The sequence below is a fragment of the Rhodococcus sp. WB9 genome (assembly GCF_007558985.1).
GTDB lineage: Bacteria > Actinomycetota > Actinomycetes > Mycobacteriales > Mycobacteriaceae > Rhodococcus_F > Rhodococcus_F opacus.
The window spans coordinates 3,165,722-3,181,907 of record NZ_CP041769.1 but is presented as its reverse complement, the minus strand read 5'-3'; the positions used below and the strand labels follow the sequence as shown (position 1 = coordinate 3,181,907).

19 protein-coding genes, 1 tRNA gene and 1 other RNA gene are annotated in these 16,186 nt (G+C 68.2%); 6 read left to right on the top strand and 15 right to left on the bottom strand.

What is annotated here, in order from left to right:
* Positions 1–71: 71 nt before the first annotated feature.
* From glp to FND50_RS14665, 4 genes are all read left to right on the top strand, one after another.
* A complete protein-coding gene (glp, locus tag FND50_RS14680) occupies positions 72–1,256 on the top strand; it encodes a gephyrin-like molybdotransferase Glp (RefSeq protein ID WP_144286203.1) in 1,185 nt (394 codons plus the stop codon).
* The gene (moaCB, locus tag FND50_RS14675) at positions 1,253–2,227 is read left to right on the top strand and encodes a bifunctional molybdenum cofactor biosynthesis protein MoaC/MoaB (RefSeq protein ID WP_144286202.1); all 975 of its coding nucleotides are present in this window, start codon (positions 1,253–1,255) and stop codon (positions 2,225–2,227) included. The genes glp and moaCB overlap by 4 nt, the downstream gene beginning before the upstream one ends.
* Entirely contained in the window at positions 2,220–2,633 is a 414-nt protein-coding gene (locus FND50_RS14670) for a molybdenum cofactor biosynthesis protein MoaE (protein WP_007296818.1), read from the top strand. Before moaCB ends, FND50_RS14670 begins: the two co-directional genes overlap by 8 nt.
* 252 nt (positions 2,634–2,885) lie before the next feature.
* Positions 2,886–4,304, top strand: coding sequence for a DEAD/DEAH box helicase (locus FND50_RS14665; protein WP_186301286.1), 1,419 nt, complete (start codon positions 2,886–2,888; stop codon positions 4,302–4,304).
* Here the strand turns inward: FND50_RS14665 and bluB are convergent.
* The 3 genes from bluB to FND50_RS14650 are packed head-to-tail and all read right to left on the bottom strand — an operon-like array spanning position 4,301 to position 6,888.
* Positions 4,301–4,960, bottom strand: coding sequence for a 5,6-dimethylbenzimidazole synthase (bluB, locus tag FND50_RS14660; protein ID WP_051055332.1), 660 nt, complete (start codon positions 4,958–4,960; stop codon positions 4,301–4,303). The genes FND50_RS14665 and bluB overlap by 4 nt on opposite strands.
* On the bottom strand, positions 4,957–5,994 hold the full coding sequence (locus FND50_RS14655) for a GTP-binding protein (protein WP_144286201.1): 1,038 nt from the start codon (positions 5,992–5,994) through the stop codon (positions 4,957–4,959). Before FND50_RS14655 ends, bluB begins: the two co-directional genes overlap by 4 nt.
* A gap of 45 nt (positions 5,995–6,039) precedes the next feature.
* Complete coding sequence (locus FND50_RS14650) at positions 6,040–6,888, bottom strand: alpha/beta fold hydrolase (RefSeq protein WP_144286200.1); 849 nt, start codon at positions 6,886–6,888, stop codon at positions 6,040–6,042.
* 22 nt (positions 6,889–6,910) lie between these two features.
* Here FND50_RS14650 and FND50_RS14645 point away from each other — a divergent pair, with 22 nt between their 5' ends.
* Positions 6,911–7,477, top strand: coding sequence for a MarR family winged helix-turn-helix transcriptional regulator (locus FND50_RS14645; RefSeq protein WP_144286199.1), 567 nt, complete (start codon positions 6,911–6,913; stop codon positions 7,475–7,477).
* Here the strand turns inward: FND50_RS14645 and FND50_RS14640 are convergent.
* Positions 7,417–7,902 (bottom strand): DapH/DapD/GlmU-related protein, encoded by a 486-nt coding sequence (locus tag FND50_RS14640; RefSeq protein WP_144286198.1) that lies wholly within the window; start codon positions 7,900–7,902, stop codon positions 7,417–7,419. The genes FND50_RS14645 and FND50_RS14640 overlap by 61 nt on opposite strands.
* 127 nt (positions 7,903–8,029) lie before the next feature.
* On the opposite strand from FND50_RS14640, the gene FND50_RS14635 reads away from it, so the two are divergent.
* Positions 8,030–8,431 carry a PAS domain S-box protein gene (locus FND50_RS14635; RefSeq protein WP_260850986.1) on the top strand — a complete coding sequence of 134 codons (402 nt, stop codon included), beginning with the start codon at positions 8,030–8,032 and terminating at the stop codon, positions 8,429–8,431.
* 279 nt (positions 8,432–8,710) lie between these two features.
* Here the strand turns inward: FND50_RS14635 and FND50_RS14630 are convergent, their stop codons facing one another.
* The 11 genes from FND50_RS14630 to smpB all read right to left on the bottom strand — a co-directional run bounded on the left by FND50_RS14630 (position 8,711) and on the right by smpB (position 16,129).
* Positions 8,711–8,920, bottom strand: coding sequence for a hypothetical protein (locus FND50_RS14630; protein WP_011598322.1), 210 nt, complete (start codon positions 8,918–8,920; stop codon positions 8,711–8,713).
* A gap of 86 nt (positions 8,921–9,006) precedes the next feature.
* Positions 9,007–9,079, bottom strand: a tRNA-Ala gene (locus FND50_RS14625).
* Positions 9,080–9,241: 162 nt separating this feature from the next.
* The gene (locus tag FND50_RS14620) at positions 9,242–9,973 is read right to left on the bottom strand and encodes a DsbA family protein (protein ID WP_144286197.1); all 732 of its coding nucleotides are present in this window, start codon (positions 9,971–9,973) and stop codon (positions 9,242–9,244) included.
* Positions 9,974–10,014: 41 nt separating this feature from the next.
* A complete protein-coding gene (locus tag FND50_RS14615) occupies positions 10,015–10,503 on the bottom strand; it encodes a MauE/DoxX family redox-associated membrane protein (RefSeq protein ID WP_144286196.1) in 489 nt (162 codons plus the stop codon).
* Between the two features lie 26 nt (positions 10,504–10,529).
* Positions 10,530–11,756 carry an MFS transporter gene (locus tag FND50_RS14610; RefSeq protein ID WP_144286195.1) on the bottom strand — a complete coding sequence of 409 codons (1,227 nt, stop codon included), beginning with the start codon at positions 11,754–11,756 and terminating at the stop codon, positions 10,530–10,532.
* A gap of 60 nt (positions 11,757–11,816) precedes the next feature.
* On the bottom strand, positions 11,817–13,448 hold the full coding sequence (gene pgm, locus FND50_RS14605; protein ID WP_144286194.1) for a phosphoglucomutase (alpha-D-glucose-1,6-bisphosphate-dependent): 1,632 nt from the start codon (positions 13,446–13,448) through the stop codon (positions 11,817–11,819).
* 74 nt (positions 13,449–13,522) lie between these two features.
* The gene (gene crcB / locus FND50_RS14600) at positions 13,523–13,867 is read right to left on the bottom strand and encodes a fluoride efflux transporter CrcB (RefSeq protein ID WP_144286193.1); all 345 of its coding nucleotides are present in this window, start codon (positions 13,865–13,867) and stop codon (positions 13,523–13,525) included.
* The gene (locus FND50_RS14595) at positions 13,864–14,238 is read right to left on the bottom strand and encodes a CrcB family protein (protein WP_039950989.1); all 375 of its coding nucleotides are present in this window, start codon (positions 14,236–14,238) and stop codon (positions 13,864–13,866) included. The genes crcB and FND50_RS14595 overlap by 4 nt, the downstream gene beginning before the upstream one ends.
* Positions 14,239–14,325: 87 nt before the next feature.
* Positions 14,326–14,697: a transfer-messenger RNA gene (gene ssrA, locus FND50_RS14590) on the bottom strand.
* 95 nt (positions 14,698–14,792) lie between these two features.
* Positions 14,793–15,647, bottom strand: coding sequence for a DMT family transporter (locus tag FND50_RS14585; RefSeq protein WP_080606182.1), 855 nt, complete (start codon positions 15,645–15,647; stop codon positions 14,793–14,795).
* 8 nt (positions 15,648–15,655) lie between these two features.
* Positions 15,656–16,129 (bottom strand): SsrA-binding protein SmpB, encoded by a 474-nt coding sequence (smpB, locus tag FND50_RS14580; RefSeq protein ID WP_005240226.1) that lies wholly within the window; start codon positions 16,127–16,129, stop codon positions 15,656–15,658.
* Positions 16,130–16,186 lie beyond the last annotated feature (57 nt).

Genomic DNA, 16,186 nt, shown 5'->3' with positions numbered 1-16,186 from the left:
GTGACGCGGTGCACTCTCGTCGCGTCTCTGCAGGCGTGCCTAGGATTGGTGACCATGGCCGGAGGAATATCGTGACCGCACGCTCTGTGGAGCAGCACGCCCAGCACGTCGCCGAACTTCTCGCGACCCTCCACGAGCGGCCGGCGGAGGAGATTCCGCTCGGGGAGTCACTCGGGCGCGTCCTCGCCGCCGACGTCCACTCCCCCGTCGACCTGCCGTTGTTCCGAAATTCGCAGATGGACGGGTACGCGGTCGACGCCGCATCCGTGGCTTCGGTCCCGGCGGTACTGCCGGTGCGGGGCGTGATCGCGGCGGGACCGGCAGGCACCACCACCCATACTCCCGGGACCGCATACCGGATCATGACCGGTGCGCCGATCCCCGACGGCGCCGACGCGATCGTCCCGGTCGAGGACACCGAGGCCACCGACGGACAGGTCCGCATCGAACGCTCCCGCACCGCCGGCGAGTTCGTGCGCGAGCGCGGCAGCGACGTCCGCGAAGGCATGCTCCTTCTACCCGCAGGCAGCGCGCTCGCCGCCCGGCATATCGCCGTCCTCGCCGCCGTCGGCCTGCAGCACGTCCCGGTGCTACCGCGCCCGCGGGTCGCCGTGATCACCACGGGCGCCGAACTCGTGGACGCCGGCACCGTGCTGCATCCGGGAGAAATCTACGACTCGAACGGAATCGCCCTCGCGTCGAGCGCCAGGGCCAACGGCGCCGAGGTCGTCTCGATCACGCGCAGTGGCGACGACCCTGCCGAGTTCCGGACCCTGCTCGCGGAGGCGACCACCACCGCCGATCTCGTGCTCACGTCCGGCGGGGTGTCGATGGGCGATTTCGAGGTGGTCAAGGAAACCCTCACACCGCTCGGCGCACACTTCGGTCACGTGGCGATGCAGCCGGGCGGCCCCCAGGGCACCGCCGTGGTGGACGGCACACCCGTCCTCAACTTCCCCGGCAACCCCGTGAGCACCCTCGTGTCGTTCGAGGTGTTCGCGCGTCCCGAGATCCGGCGCGCGGCCGGGCTCCCCGCGACGGAACCCGAGGAGCTGCCGCTCGCCGCGGCCGTCACCTCCATTCCCGGCAAGCGGCAGTTCCTCCGCGCACGCCGCACCGATGCCGGAGTCGAACTCGTGTCCGGCCCCGGTTCCCATCTCGTCGCCGCGATGGCATGGGCGGACGTCCTCGTCGACGTTCCCGCCGACGTCACCGCGCTCGACGCCGGCCAACTCGTGAAGGTGATACCCCTATGAGCGACCTGACGCACCTCGACAGTGAGGGCCGCGCCCGCATGGTCGATGTGAGCGCGAAAGCGGACACGACCCGAATCGCGGTGGCCGCGGGGCAATTGGTCACCACACCCGCGGTGATCGAGCTGGTCCGGGCCGACGATCTACCCAAGGCAGACGTACTCGCGACGGCCAGGATCGCCGGGATCTCGGGGGCGAAGAAGACGTCCGAGCTGATTCCGTTGTGCCATCAGCTCGCGCTGTCCTCGGTGAAGCTGGAGTTCGGTTTCACCGACCATGCCATCACGATCGAGGCCACCGCGAAGACGAAGGGCCCGACGGGTGTCGAGATGGAGGCCCTCACCGCCGTGGCGGTGGCCGGATTGACGTTGCACGACATGGTGAAAGCCGTCGACCCTGCCGCGACACTGGACGGTGTCCGGTTGCTCACCAAGGACGGCGGCAAACGCGGACACTGGACGCGTGAGCAGCAGAGCACCGGAATCCCCACGGTGACATCGCGATCCGCGGCCGTGCTCGTCGCCTCGACCGGCGGCGCGAAGGGCACTCGGGAAGACACGACCGGCCCGGTCATCGCCGCGTGGCTCGAGGACCGTGGCTTCACCACCCGGGGTCCGCTCGTCTACGCGGACGCCGACATCGCGGCCGGCCTCGCCGACGCACTGTCCGGCAATCCGGCGCTGATCATCAGCACCGGCGGCACCGGCGTCTCCCCCACGGATGCGACCCCGGAGGCCACCCGCGCGGTGCTCGACCGCGAACTGCCCGGTGTGGCCGACGCCATCCGGAATCGCGGGACGGAGGTCACCCCGCACGCCTCGCTGAGCCGCGGACTCGCGGGTGTGGCGAACGGCACAGTCGTGGTGAATCTGCCCGGTTCGCCGGGCGGCGTCAAGGACGGATTGTCCGTCCTCGACCCCATCGTCGACCATCTCCTCGCTCAGGTCGCCGGTGGAGGTGCGCACGATGCCTGACATCCTCGCCCAGATCTCGGACCAACCCCTCGATCCCGCCGTCGTCGACGCCGCCGTGGCCGGGCCCGAGCACGGCGCCGTCGTGGTGTTCACCGGCGTCGTGCGCAATCACGATGGCGGACAATCCGTTTCGGCCCTCGAATACCAGTCGCACCCGGACGCCGAACGCTTCCTCCGCACCGTGTGTGAGGAGGTCGCGGCGTCCACCGGACTGCCCGTGGCGGCCATCCACCGGGTCGGATCCCTCACCGTCGGCGACCTCGCGGTGGTCGCCGCGGTCGCCGCACCCCACCGCGCCGAGGCGTTCGCCGCGTGCGCCGAACTGGTGGAGCGCATCAAGCACGAGGTACCCATCTGGAAGCGGCAGAAATTCGCCGACGGGGCCTCGGAATGGGTCGGTTTGTGACTCCTCGGTCGGACCGTTCGGCTGCCACCGGGTAGAGTGGCGATCACTAGGTGACCACGACGGTCATCCAGCGTCGTAGAACGCATTCAGTTCGGTCACCCGAATCCTGTTGGATGTGCACCACCGCATCCGCTCTTCTTACGGCGAAGAAGCTTGCCGACCGGCAACGCCGCCAACCTGTGCTCGAGCTCCGACGGAGACCTTCCGTATCGGCCCTCCGGGCACAACCCTGTGCCCGAAAGGCCTGACCACTTGTCTGATACACATACTCCCGACACGACGTTCGCCGCGCTCGGTGTCCGTGAACCACTGGTGAAAGCACTCGCCGACAAGGGGATCACCTCCCCGTTCCCCATCCAGGTCGACACCCTCCCCGACACGCTGTCGGGCCGCGACGTGCTCGGCCGGGGCAAGACGGGCAGCGGTAAGACGCTGGCCTTCTCCATCCCGATGGTGTCCCGCCTCGCGGGTGAACTGTCGGGCGGAAAGCGGCGCCCGGGCCGCCCGGTGGGCCTGATCCTGGCCCCCACCCGCGAGCTCGCCACGCAGATCACCGCAACCCTCGAGCCCCTCGCAGCCGCCTACGACCTGCGGGTCACCACGATCTTCGGTGGTGTCTCCCAGAACCGTCAGGTGAGCGCTCTCAAGGCCGGCGTCGACATCGTCGTCGCGTGCCCCGGACGGCTCGAAGACCTGATGAAGCAGAAGTTCGTGAGCCTCGACGCCGTCGAGATCACCGTGCTCGACGAGGCCGATCACATGGCCGACCTCGGCTTCCTGCCCGTCGTCACCCGCATCCTCACCGCGACTCCCCAGCAGGGGCAGCGGCTGCTGTTCTCCGCCACCCTGGACAACGGCGTCGACAAGCTGGTGAAGCGGTTCCTGAAGAACGAGGTCCTGCACTCGGTCGACGAGGCGAACTCGCCTGTCGCGGCCATGACGCACCACGTGTTCGACGTCGACGGCGTCGAAGCCAAGCGCAAGCTGGTCGAGCGGCTGGCGTCCGGAACCGGACGCCGGATCCTGTTCATGCGCACCAAGCACCAGGCCCGCAAGCTGGCCCGTCAGCTCACCGAGGCGGGAATCCCCTCGGTCGACCTGCACGGCAACCTGTCGCAGGCGGCCCGTGACCGCAACCTCGCGTCGTTCTCCGCCGGTGAGGCACGCGTGCTGGTGGCCACCGACGTCGCCGCGCGCGGCGTCCACGTCGACGACGTGCAGTTGGTCGTCCACGTCGATCCGCCCGCCGAGCACAAGGCATACCTGCACCGTTCCGGTCGCACCGCACGCGCGGGCAGCGCCGGCGACGTCGTGACGGTTGTGCTGCCCGAGCAGCGGAAGGACCTCGCCGTGCTCATGCGCAAGGCCGCGATCAAGGTGACCCCCGTCCGCAGCACCGCGGAGTCCGCACACGTGCTCGACCTGGTCGGCGACATCGCACCGCACGTCGCTCCCGCCCCCAAGGCGGCACCGGTGTCGAACGGCGGCGGACGCAATCAGCGACCGGGCGGCGCCCAGGGTGGACGCGGCCAGGGCGGTCGCGCACACGGTCAGGGCGGCGGCGCACGTCGCTCCCGCTCGGGTGCGGCCGGACGCCCGCGCGCCGCTGCGTCCACGGGCGGCGGCACCCGCACGGCGTCCGCCGGTGGCTCACGCCGCCGTCAGGGCTAGAACTTCTCGAGGTGGACGGCGTCGGCCAGTGGCCGGCGCCCCCGCCACCCGAAGCGCTCGAGGTCCGGCACCTGCTGGAACTCGGCAACCTTCCCCACGCACAGCCAGGCGATGGGGCGCACCGGGTCGGGGATTCCCAGCAATTCGGTGAGATAGGGCTCGTCGTAGAACGACACCCAGCCGACGCCGACGTTCTCGGCGGCCGCGGCGAGCCACAGATTCTGGATCGCGAGCACGGCGGAGAACAGACCGGTGTCGTCGACCGTGTGCCTGCCGAGGATGTGTTCGCCGCCGCGGCTCCGGTCGTAGGTGACGACGATGCCCATACCGCTCTCGCAGATCCCTTCGATCTTGATGGGATCGAACGTCTTCTTTCGGTCTTCGGGCAGCGAGTCCGCGAAACGCCGCCGCGCGCCCGCCACGTGGTCGGCGAACGTGGTCAGCGTCTCGGTGTCGCGCACGACGACGAAATCCCAGGGCTGAGTGTTGCCGACGCTGGGGGCGCAGTGCGCCGCGCCCAGGATGCGGTCGAGCACGTCGGCCGCGATCGGCTCCCCGGTGAATTCGGCCCGCACGTCACGGCGACGACGGATCGCGTCGTACACGGACAGCGCGGGCTCGGGATTCGTTTCAGGACTACACACAGACTCGGTCACGCGGTCACGGTATAGCGGTGCACGCCCAGCATCGCGCCGGGGTCCGCCTCTTCTCCCTCCGCCACGACACAGTCCGCGAGCCGGGTCCGCACCTGCTCGGCCTCGATGTCGGCGCCGATGAGCACCAGCTGGGTCGCCCGCTCCTCGCCGGATTCCCAGCGCGTCGACGTGAATCTGATGTGCGGACCGACCGTCTGCACCTCGAACTTCCGCGACTGCCCGGGCACCGCAAAGTGCACGAATCCCTTGATCCGGTAGATCCCGACCGGTCGCTTCTCGAGGAACTCGACGAGCCGCCGCGGATCGATCGGGTCGTCCGAGGCGAAATCGAGTGCCTCGTAGGACGAGTGGAGGTGATCGTGGTCCTCGCAGTGGTCGTGCTGGTCCAGCAGGAGCTGGTCGAGGGTGAGTTGCTCCCCCGCCGCCGGTTCACGCCCGGGTTCCCGGTCGAACAACAGGGTGGGCTCGATCCGGCCGTGGTCGGTGGTCAGGACGGGCGCGCGGTCGTTGTAGTCGCGGACCATCGCCTGCACGGCTGCGCGCCGGCCGTCGTCGATGCGGTCCGTCTTGTTCAGGATCACGAGGTCGGCGAGTGTGACGTGCTTGCCGAGGTCCGGGTGCTGTGCCGACATGTCCTCGAACTGCTCACCGTCCACCATCACGACCAGACCGCCGTACACGACGTGCGGGTTGGTGCTGCCGAGAACGAGCCGAATCATGTTGCGCGGCTCGGCAAGTCCGCTCGCCTCGACGATGATCACGTCGATCTGCGACGTGGGATGCGCCAGGCGGTCCAGCATCTCGTCCATGTCGCTGACGTCCACGGCGCAGCACATGCAGCCGTTGCTCAGCGACACCATGGAATCGACCTGACCGGCCACCATCATCGAATCGATGTTCACGGCGCCGAAGTCATTGACGATGACGCCGACCCGGACCCCGCGGTTGTTGCGCAGCACGTGGTTGAGCAGGGTGGTCTTTCCCGAACCGAGGAATCCGGCGACGATGACGACGGGAATCCGCTTCTTCGCCAACGCTGCGACCTCCGTGGGACCTCGACGATCTACCGGGCGCCCATCCTAGCGCCCCACCCCCGCGGAGAGGATCGCCGCGTCGACGACGGCAGCGGGCGCCATCGGCAGCGCATGATGCGTGGCTCCGGGAATCGTCGTGACCGTGGCTGACCGGAGCAACCGGCGAACGTTCGCCGCCACCCTCCCCGGATCGTGCGCCCGGCTCGCCCCGGCCAGCACCACCGACGTGTGGGCGGTCAGCCGCGCCAGCGCGTCCCGCTTCGGGCGTGGGGGCACCACGAGCGTGGTGCGGCCGAAGGCGGCCGTCCCGAGCGCGGTGACGCCGAGCCACCGGGGGTCGACTCCGGCGCCTGCGGTCTCCCAGCCGATCAGGCTCCGCTGCCGCTTCTCCGTCGGCCTGATCAGCACCGGCACCGCACGGAGCAGGTATCTCGGGCTCATGCCCGCAAAGCAGGACGTCGGGTCGAGCAGCACCAGGCTGTCGACGCGACGGGAACCGTGCAGCGCGTAGGCGAGGGCGATCATGGCGCCGTACGAATGGCCGACCACTGCGGACGCGTTCACCTCGAGATGGTCGAGCACGGCGTCCAGCCACTCGAACAGGTTCAGGGCCGTGCGCAGTTGTGCACCGTCGTTCACGCTGCGCCCCACGTCGCCCATGACGTCCACCGCGAGCACCCGGTGACTGCGGGCGAGCGCCGCGACGTTCGCGATCCACACGGTCGACGTCGCCCCGCCTCCGGGAAGCAGGAGAAGCGGCGCCCCCGACGCGGGTCCGCACACGTTGACCCGGGTGGACCCGAACGGTGTGGGGACGTCGACGGGGGTGACGTTCACCGGCCAGTCGTCCAGCAGCGCGTCGTAGGCGGCAAGGAAGTCGTCGACTGCCGACATCAGCCCTCCTCGAATTACCTCGATGATCGAGATACTAGACAATCGAACGAAAAGTCGCAGTAGATTACAGGGCGTGAACCCGGACGACGGCGCACAGACCGTACACCGGCTGCGTGCACTCGCAGTCGAGCTGAACCTGCTCGGTGCCGAATTCGCGCAACTGCACGGACTGCACACCACCGATCTGCGCGCACTGATCTGCATCCTCGACGCCGACCGGGCGGGCCTCGCAGCCACACCCGGATGGCTCGGAGGTCAGCTCGGCATCAACTCCGCCTCGGTCACCGCCCTCCTCGACCGCATGGAGAAATCCGGCCTGATCCGGCGCGACCGGGACGCCGACGACCGTCGGAGGTCGCTGCTCGCCGTCACACCCCGCGCCGTCGATCTCGGCCAGACGTTCTTCGGACCGCTCATCGACCGGACGGCCTCCATCCTCCGCGACTTCGACGCTGCCGAAAGAGCCACCATTTCACGGTTTCTCGACGGTGCGAACCGAGCGGTCGCCGTCGAACGCCGGGCCGGCGCTCAGCGGACGGACGGCGACGGGTCGAGGTCGCGGACACGACGCGCGGGCGACCCCGCATAGAGCCCGTTCGGCTCGCAGTCGCGGGTGACCACCGTGCCCGCCCCGATGACACATCCGCCCCCCACCGTCACTCCGGGGAGGATGATCGCGCCTGCGCCGATCCAGCATCCGTCTCCGACCACGATCGGGCGGTCGACCACCCGCCCGCCCCGGCCGGAGCTCGGACCGATCTCGTGAGTGCTCGTGATGAATTGGGCCCGGTGCCCGACAGCGACCTGCCTGCCGAGCGTGATGGGCGCGGTGCCGTCGAACAGCACTCCGCGGTTGACGAACGTCCCCAGCCCCATCGTGACGTCCTTGCCGCCGAAGTGGCAGCCGGAACAGATGCCGGCCCCCCACACTTTCGCGCCTGCCGCCATCAGCAGGAGAACCCGCAGCCACACGGGGACGAACGCGGAGGCCTGGACGATGGTGACGAACCGCATCCCGTCACCCTATCCCCAAGCATCAGGCCCACTATCGGACGTTGCTCGTCGTTAACTGCGACACCGCCCGGAGATCCGAGGCGCGGCGTACTATATGGGCGCCATCGAAGATGCCCGAGGGGGGACAGTGAGACAACTGGATAGCGACGGATTCGCTGCACTGATGGAGTCCATCCCCCACGCGATCAGCGTTCACGACCGGGAACGAAACCTCGTGTTCAGCAACCCCGCCTGTGCGGCCCTGATCGGCTACGACACCGAAGAATTCGCAGACCTCGAGCACGAGCAGCTGTTCCACCCCGACGACGCCGAACTGTGGGGAACCATGCTCGCCCGGGTCCTGGGCACGGAAAACACCAGCGCGACAGCACATCCGCGAATCCGCCACCGGGAAGGCCACTGGATCTGGGTGCGCGTCGCGGCGTCCACGTTCACGGCAGGCACCGAGAAGTTGGTCGCCCTCGTGCTCCAGGACGAATCCGACACGATCTGGGGCAACCCCACGGCCGCGAGGCAACCGATCCGATAGCCGCGCGCTCACCGACCGTCGCCGGACGCCGCACCACTGCACGGCGGAGTCCGGACGGTCGCGCCGCACCGCCGACAGAAATGGGTGCGGTGCCCACCGTTGTTCGACGTCGCGCACCCACACACCTCCCATCCCACCAGGCACGTGTTGGCGGCCAGCGTGTGCCCGTTCGGACAGCGTCCCGGCGCGGTTTCGGTTCTGGCGGCCACACGTCGAATCTACCCGGTTATCGAACATATGTACGAATTCGACCTCGAGCACCGTCGCCGGGCTGGTCGGTCACATGTAGTTACCGGGCGAACCGTCCTCCTGCCCGTCCTCCCGCTCCACCAGGAACCAGCTCCCGGGGGCGTAGATCAGCTCCCGGGCGGCACGGACGATGACGAGCGCCCCGGACTCGTGGATGCTGTAGCTGTCGTCGTCGCCGAAGTCGGTGACGGCGAACTCCGCCAATTGGTCGAATGATCGATGCGTCACAGTGAATGTCATGACGCCAGTGTCCCACCGGGACAAGGGGAGGAATGAGGAAAGCCCCTCACCCGCATTGTCTGCGGATGAGAGGCTTCTCTCGAAAGTGGAGCTAAGGGGACTCGAACCCCTGACCCCCACACTGCCAGTGTGGTGCGCTACCAGCTGCGCCATAGCCCCGTATTCGGTTGTTCTCCGCACTCGGAATGACTTCCTCCGTGCTCGAAGAAAGTTACACCATTGCCGACCGGGCCAACAAATCGCCTGGTCAGGGGCGCTTCGCGCCCGTGCGCCTTTCTGGTTGTTCCAGCTACCAAAAAGGCGCACGGGCGGCGGAGCAGCCTACAGCTGCGACACCCAGTTCTCGTTGGAGAGTGCATCGATCACGGTGCCGTCCTCGACCACGGCAGGGGTGCCGGTAGCGCCGCTCGCGGCGAGGGCCTGACGGCCCGCCTCGGCGTGCGCACGGGCCTGCTCGACCTTCGCGCCGGTGGTGATGCACTGGACGGCCTCGTCGGACGCTCCGGCGTCGCCGGCGATCTGCGCGAGCTCCTCGTTGGTGTGATCGGAGCTGCCGTTCTCCTTCGGCTGGTTCGACGGGGAGAACAGCGCCGCGTGGAACGCCGAATACGCCACGGCGTCACCGGTTTCTGCGACGCACTCGGATGCCGCGACGGCGCGGGTGGAGTAGTCACCGCTGGCCGAGAGCTGGTCGAGGAAGTTCAGGACGTGATACCGGACGGCCACCTTGCCGTCGTCGATGGCCTGCGCGAGTTCCTGGCCGTTCTTGTTCTCGAGCTCGGCGCAGTACGGGCACATGGGATCTTCGAACAGGTCGACCGCGGTGGCCGCGTCGGGGCGGCCGAGAAGTACGACACCGTCGTCCTGCAGCGCCACCTGGACCTCGGAGTTCTGGACCCCGCCGTAACCGTCGTTGCGCGGCTTGCTGCGGTTGCTCTGCCAGATCACACCACCGATGACCAGTACGGCGATGACCAGTACCGCGAGCCCACCGAGAACGTAGGTGGACCGGCTGGATTCCGGCTGCGGGTTGTACTTGTTCTTCGAGCTCACGTGGATGCAGTCCTTCGACGTCGGATCGATTTACCGAATGCTTACTCTGCCACCGCCTGCTGAGGGGTCACTGAGAATGTGGCGCTGGAGCCGAGCCCCAGCGCGAACAGGGAACGGGGGAACACGATCAGCCACACGGCCAGTGCGAGGAAGCCCACATCCCGGAGGATCTCCTTGGTGTAGTCCCAGCCGTTCACGTCGGCCGCACCACCGCCACCGAAGCATCCGCAGTCGATGGACAGCCCGCGGGCCCACACCGAGACGATCACGGCGATGAGCACGAGCAGGAGCGCGGCGGACACCGCGGCCGTGGCGCGGACGGCGAGCCCGATCAGCAGGAGCAGCCCGAGCGCGATCTCGAGGAACGGCAACGTGTTGGCGACGGGCCGGACGAGGTCCTCGGGAAGCAGTTGGTAGGCGCGCACCGCGATGATCGTCTGGGCGGGGTCGGCGACTTTGAGTGCGCCGGAGACCAGCCAGACAACGGCGAGAGACAGCCGGGCGAGAAGGGAGACAACCTTGATCCACACTCGAACGAGCGTACCGAAGGCGTCGGTCAGACCGCCTCGACCGACACCTTGGGCGCCGGCGTGTTCGGCACGAGCAGCCAGCCCACTGCGGCGAGAAGCATGACCCCGCCGGTGACGCCGAATGCGACCGCGTAGGACAGGTGCTGGGCGAGCAGACCCGCTCCGACCGGGCCGAGGACTCCGCCGACGTCGGCGACCATCTGGAAGGTCGCCAGCACGGGACCACCCCGGGACTTCGCGCCCACGACGTCGGCGACCGCGGCTTGCTGCGCGGGACTCATCACTCCGGATCCGATGCCCGCGATGCCGGACAGCACCAGGAACACCAGCAGGTTCTCGCTGAGTCCCATCCCGACGGTGCTGGCGCCACACACCAGCAGTCCGAGCAGGACGAACAGCTTCCGGCCGTAGACGTCGGACAACCGCCCGGACACGATGAGGACGAGTGCATTGCCGACGGCGAAGACGGTGAGGGCGATGCCGGCGAGGGCGGCGTCGCGGTGCAGCGCCTCGACGACGAACAGCGGGACCATCGCGACCCGCACGCCGAAGATCACCCCGCCGAACGCGAAATTGGAGCCGAGCGCAGCGCGGTAGACGGGCTGCCCGAGAGCCTCCCGGAGCGTCATGGCGGCTCCGGCGGCGGTGGCGTCGGGCGCCGTCAGGTGCGAACCGCGCAGACTCACGAAGACGACCGCGGCCGCGATGACGAGGGCGATCGCGTAGATGACGAACGGAACCCGCAGTCCGAATCCGACGAGCAGCCCGCCGACGAGGGGTCCGGAGATCGACCCCATCAAGAAGCTCGTCGCGTAGAGCCCGGACACTCGACCGCGGCTGTCCACCGGTGCGATGCGGATCACCAGGCCCATCGCCGACACCGTGAACATCGTCGAGCCGATGCCCCCGAGCGCACGGAAGACGAGCAACTGGCAGTAGTCCCCCGCGACCGCGCAGGCGGCGGTCGAGGCGGCGACGATCAGGAGTCCGGTGATGTAGACCGGCCGCTCCCCCAGTTTCTGCACGAGGCGGCCGCTGACCGGGGCGAAGACCAGGCGCATGAACGCGAACGACGAGATCACCACCGTCGCCGCCGTCACGCTCACGTCGAAACTGCGGGCGAACTGTGGGAGGGCGGGTGCGACGATCCCGAATCCGAGTGCGATGACGAAGCTGGCCGAGACCAGCACCCAGATTTCCGAAGGGAGCCGCGGGCTGCGCCCGGCGGGCAGCCCGGCTGCGCGAGTGTTCATAGTTGAATCCGATGGTAGGTGCCCCCGCAGCGGCGGCGGCACCTACCCCCGGCCGAACACCTACTTCAGGACGTCGGCCACCAGTTCCTTGGCCGCCGCCTGCACCTGCGCGAGATGGTCCGGGCCCTTGAATGATTCGGCGTAGATCTTGTAGACGTCCTCGGTGCCCGACGGCCGCGCCGCGAACCACGCCGACTCGGTGGTGACCTTCAGCCCGCCGAGGGCCGCCCCGTTACCCGGGGCACTCGTCAGTGTCGCGGTGATCGGCTCCCCCGCCAGTTCGGTGGCCGACACCTGCTCGGGCGACAGCTTCGCCAGTACCGCCTTCTGCTCGCGGGTGGCGGGGGCATCAATGCGCGCGTAGGCGGGGCTGCCGAACTGCTCTGCCAGTTCCCCGTACCGGACCGACGGTGTCTTGCCGGTCACCGCCGTCATCTCCGAGGCGAGCAGGGCCAGGATGAGCCCGTCCTTGTCGGTGGTCCACACCCCGCCGTCGTGGCGCAGGAACGACGCACCCGCACTCTCCTCGCCACCGAAGCCGAGCGAGCCCTCGAGAAGTCCGGGGACGAACCACTTGAAACCCACCGGCACCTCCAGCAGTTCGCGGCCGAGGCTCCCGACCACCCGGTCGATCATCGACGAACTGACGAGTGTCTTGCCCACCTTCACCGTCGAACCCCACCCCCTGCGGTGCGAGAACAGGTAGTCGATGGCAACCGCGAGGTAGTGATTGGGATTCATCAGTCCCCCATCGGGAGTGACGATCCCGTGCCGGTCCGCGTCGGCGTCGTTTCCGGTGGAGATGTCGAACCGGTCCCGGGCTCCGATCAGCGACGCCATGGCGTCCGGCGACGAGCAGTCCATGCGGATCTTGCCGTCGGTGTCGAGCGTCATGAACCGCCACGTGGCATCGACGAGCGGGTTGACGACCTCGAGATCGAGGCGATGGGTGTCGGCGATCGCACCCCAGTAGTCGACGCTCGCTCCGCCCAGCGGGTCGGCGCCGATCCGCACTCCGGCCGTCCGGATGGCGTCGAGATCGAGGACGCTCGGCAGGTCGTCGATGTAGAAGCGGAGGAAGTCGTACCGCTCGGCCCGCTGGATCGCCCGCTCCGCGGAAGTTCTCCGCACCCCCGAGAGGTCCCGGCGGAGTAACTCGTTGGCACGATCGGCGATGATCGTCGTCGCCTCCGAGCCGGCGGGGCCTCCGTGCGGCGGGTTGTACTTGAAGCCGCCGTCGCGGGGTGGGTTGTGGGACGGCGTCACGACGATGCCATCGGCCTGCGATTCCGGGCCGCTGCGGTTGTAGCGGAGAATCGCGTGACTGACCGCGGGGGTCGGGGTGTACCGGTTCCGCGAATCGATCAGCACCGTCACGTCGTTCGCGGCCAGCACTTCGAGAGCCGACGTCCACGCCGGCTCCGACAGGGCGTGGGTGTCGCGCCCGACGAACAGCGGCCCGTCGATGCCCTGGGACGCCCGGTACTCGACGATGGCCTGGGTAGTGGCCAGGATGTGTGCCTCGTTGAATGCGTTGTCCAGGCTCGAGCCGCGGTGCCCGGATGTCCCGAACACCACCTGCTGCAAGGGGTTCTCGGGGTCGGGCACGCCGCTGTAGTACGCGGTAACCAGGTGCGCGATGTCCACCAGATCCTCCGGCAGTGCCACCTGACCCGCTCTGTCGTGCGCCACGAGACCTCCTGGAAACTCATCGGGATCGAACTCGACTACCCACCCATCCTGCACCCTCGCACCGGAGTCTGCCCTCAAGACGTCAATCGGAATCCCAGCCAGGCGGCGGCCAGTCCGGCCGCCACACTCGCGACCACGTAGACGACGGACGTGAGCGCCCGCCGGATCCGCAGCAGTCCCACCGATTCCACCGCGAACGTCGAGTACGTGGTCAGTCCGCCGCAGAAACCCGTGCCCAGCAAGGCGAATGTCTGCACGGACATCGACGCCCCCGACAGCAGTCCGAGGATCAGGCACCCGGCGACGTTCACCAGGAAGGTGGCCACCGGAAAGCTGCGGTAAGAGTCGACGTACCGGCCGGTGAGGTACCGCGTGGTCGCACCGAGCGCGCCGCCGAGGGCTACGAGGAGGACGGTCACGCCGCCGCCTGTCGCGCCAGCCGGTGCCGGTGACCGACGAGCATCCCCAGCCGCGCCGCGAGCAGGGCCGGTATCAGGGTGGCCACTACGTAGAGCGTCGCGGTGACGGCGTCCTCCCGCACCGCGTCGACCGCGAACGTCGAGAACGTGGTGAAGCCGCCGAGGACGCCGACTCCGAGGAACAGTCGCCACAACCGGTCCGGCCCGACCGTCTCGGCGAGGTAACCGAGCAAGAGCGACCCGACCACATTGATCAGAAGGACGGTCCAGATGCCGGGCCACAGGGCGGCCAGCAGGAATCGCGCGGACGCACCGAGCGCACCGCCCAGGGCGACCACGGCCACCGGTTTCGTCAGGGACACGGCACACATCGTGTCACGGCTGAGGGGCGGGGCCGTTCGAACTCGCAGGGCACAAAAAAATCCGGGCCGGACACCTGGTGGTGTCCGGCCCGGACTCGGTGGAGCTGCCGGGAATTGAACCCGGGTCCTCCGCAGCAAAGCTAGGGCTTCTCCGTGTGCAGTTTGCTATGTCTCTACTTGGATCTCCCAGTCTCGCAAACAAGCCAGGATGACGATCCCAGTCGCTGTTGGTTGTCCCATTCGACTCCGCGACCGAGTCGAACGGTAAAGCCCTCTAGCTGATGCCAGTACCCGGGCCGAGGGCGAACCCGGACTGACAGACACGCAGTCGCTACTTAGGCAGCGAGTGCGTAGTCGCGCTGATTGGAATCGGCGCTTATATGTTTGCAGCGACGCTTACGGTGGTCTCTTGCCTGCACCGACACGCTTCCCCTACCTCAACGTACGCAGTCGAAACCGTTCAGCCCCGTACGTGCCCCACGAGTCTCGCGGGGCCACCTAGTGTAACGCGAACCCGGTCCGGATTCATCCCGGTTTTCCTCCCGAGTGTCGGCGGCCGTATTTCAGCTGGCCACGGCGATCATTCCGACGGCCGCGAGGGCGAGGAGCATCCCCGCTTGCTGCATTCTGCTCACCCGTTCACCGAGCATCACCATCGCCAGCAGAACGGTGGCGGCGGGGTACAGCGATCCGATCACGCTGACGAGCGACAGCAGACCGCCCTGGAACGCGTACATCATGGCCGCATTGGCCAGGACGTCGAGGAAACTCACGTACACGGCGAGCTTGAGGGGTTCGCCGTGCGGCAGCACGAAGTGGCCGGCGGACAATGCGACGAGCCACACCACCGCGGTCGCCGCGGCACGGGACACGGCGAGCGCCCACATCCCGCCGTCGTCACCGATCTGATGCAGCGAGACGAAGGAGAGCGCGAACGCGACGCCGGATCCGACGGTGAGCAGCGCCACGGTGCGGGTGAAGCGCAGCACCCTGCCCCCGGCGACCTCTCCCGCGGTCTCGTCGGGAGATTCCCTGCTGACGAGGACGACGGCGACGAGGGCCACGGCGATCCCGATGTACGCGATGGGCCCGGGTCGCTCACCGAACGCGAGCCCGATCAGTACCGGAATGCCCGCGACCAGCACGGCCGTCAGCGGCGACACCACCGACATCGGTCCCGAGGCCAGCGCGAGGTAGAACCACCAGACCGCTACGCCACCGGCCACTCCCGCCACGGCGCCCCAGACGAGGGACGACGAGGTGAGTGTGCCCCCGGCGAACGGGGCGATCACGAGCACGATCAGCAGCGACAGCGGGTACGACACGATGACGACGCGTAGCGCCGCGACCCTGCGGGACGCGACTCCCCCGATGAAATCGCTCACGCCGTAACCGATCGCGGCCACGAGCGCGAGCAGGACGGACGTCAGCGCATGCCCTTGACTCGGCGGCCGAGTTCGCGGGTCACCTCACGCTCGGCGGTCCGCCTGGCCAGATCCTGGCGCTTGTCGTAGTCCTGCTTACCCTTCGCGAGCGCGAGCTCCACCTTGACCTTGCCGTCGGAGAAGTACATCGACAGGGGAACCAGAGTCTGGTTTCCCTCCCGCGTCTTGCCGACGAGGTGTTCGATCTCCCGCTTGTGCAGCAGCAACTTCCGGGTACGGCGCGGCGCGTGGTTGGTCCACGTGCCCTGCGTGTATTCGGGAATGTGCAGTGAGCGCAACCAGACCTCACCGTCGTCGACGGTGGCGAACGCGTCGACCAGCGACGCCTTGCCCTCGCGCAGACTCTTCACCTCGGTACCGACGAGGGCGATCCCCGCCTCGTAGACGTCGAGGATGGTGTAGTTGTGACGCGCCTTGCGATTGGTCGCAATGACCTTGCGGCCCTTTTCCTTCACGTTCCGGGCCTTTCAGTCCGCGATGTCCGAGGTGAACAGTTCGTACCCTCCAGCATA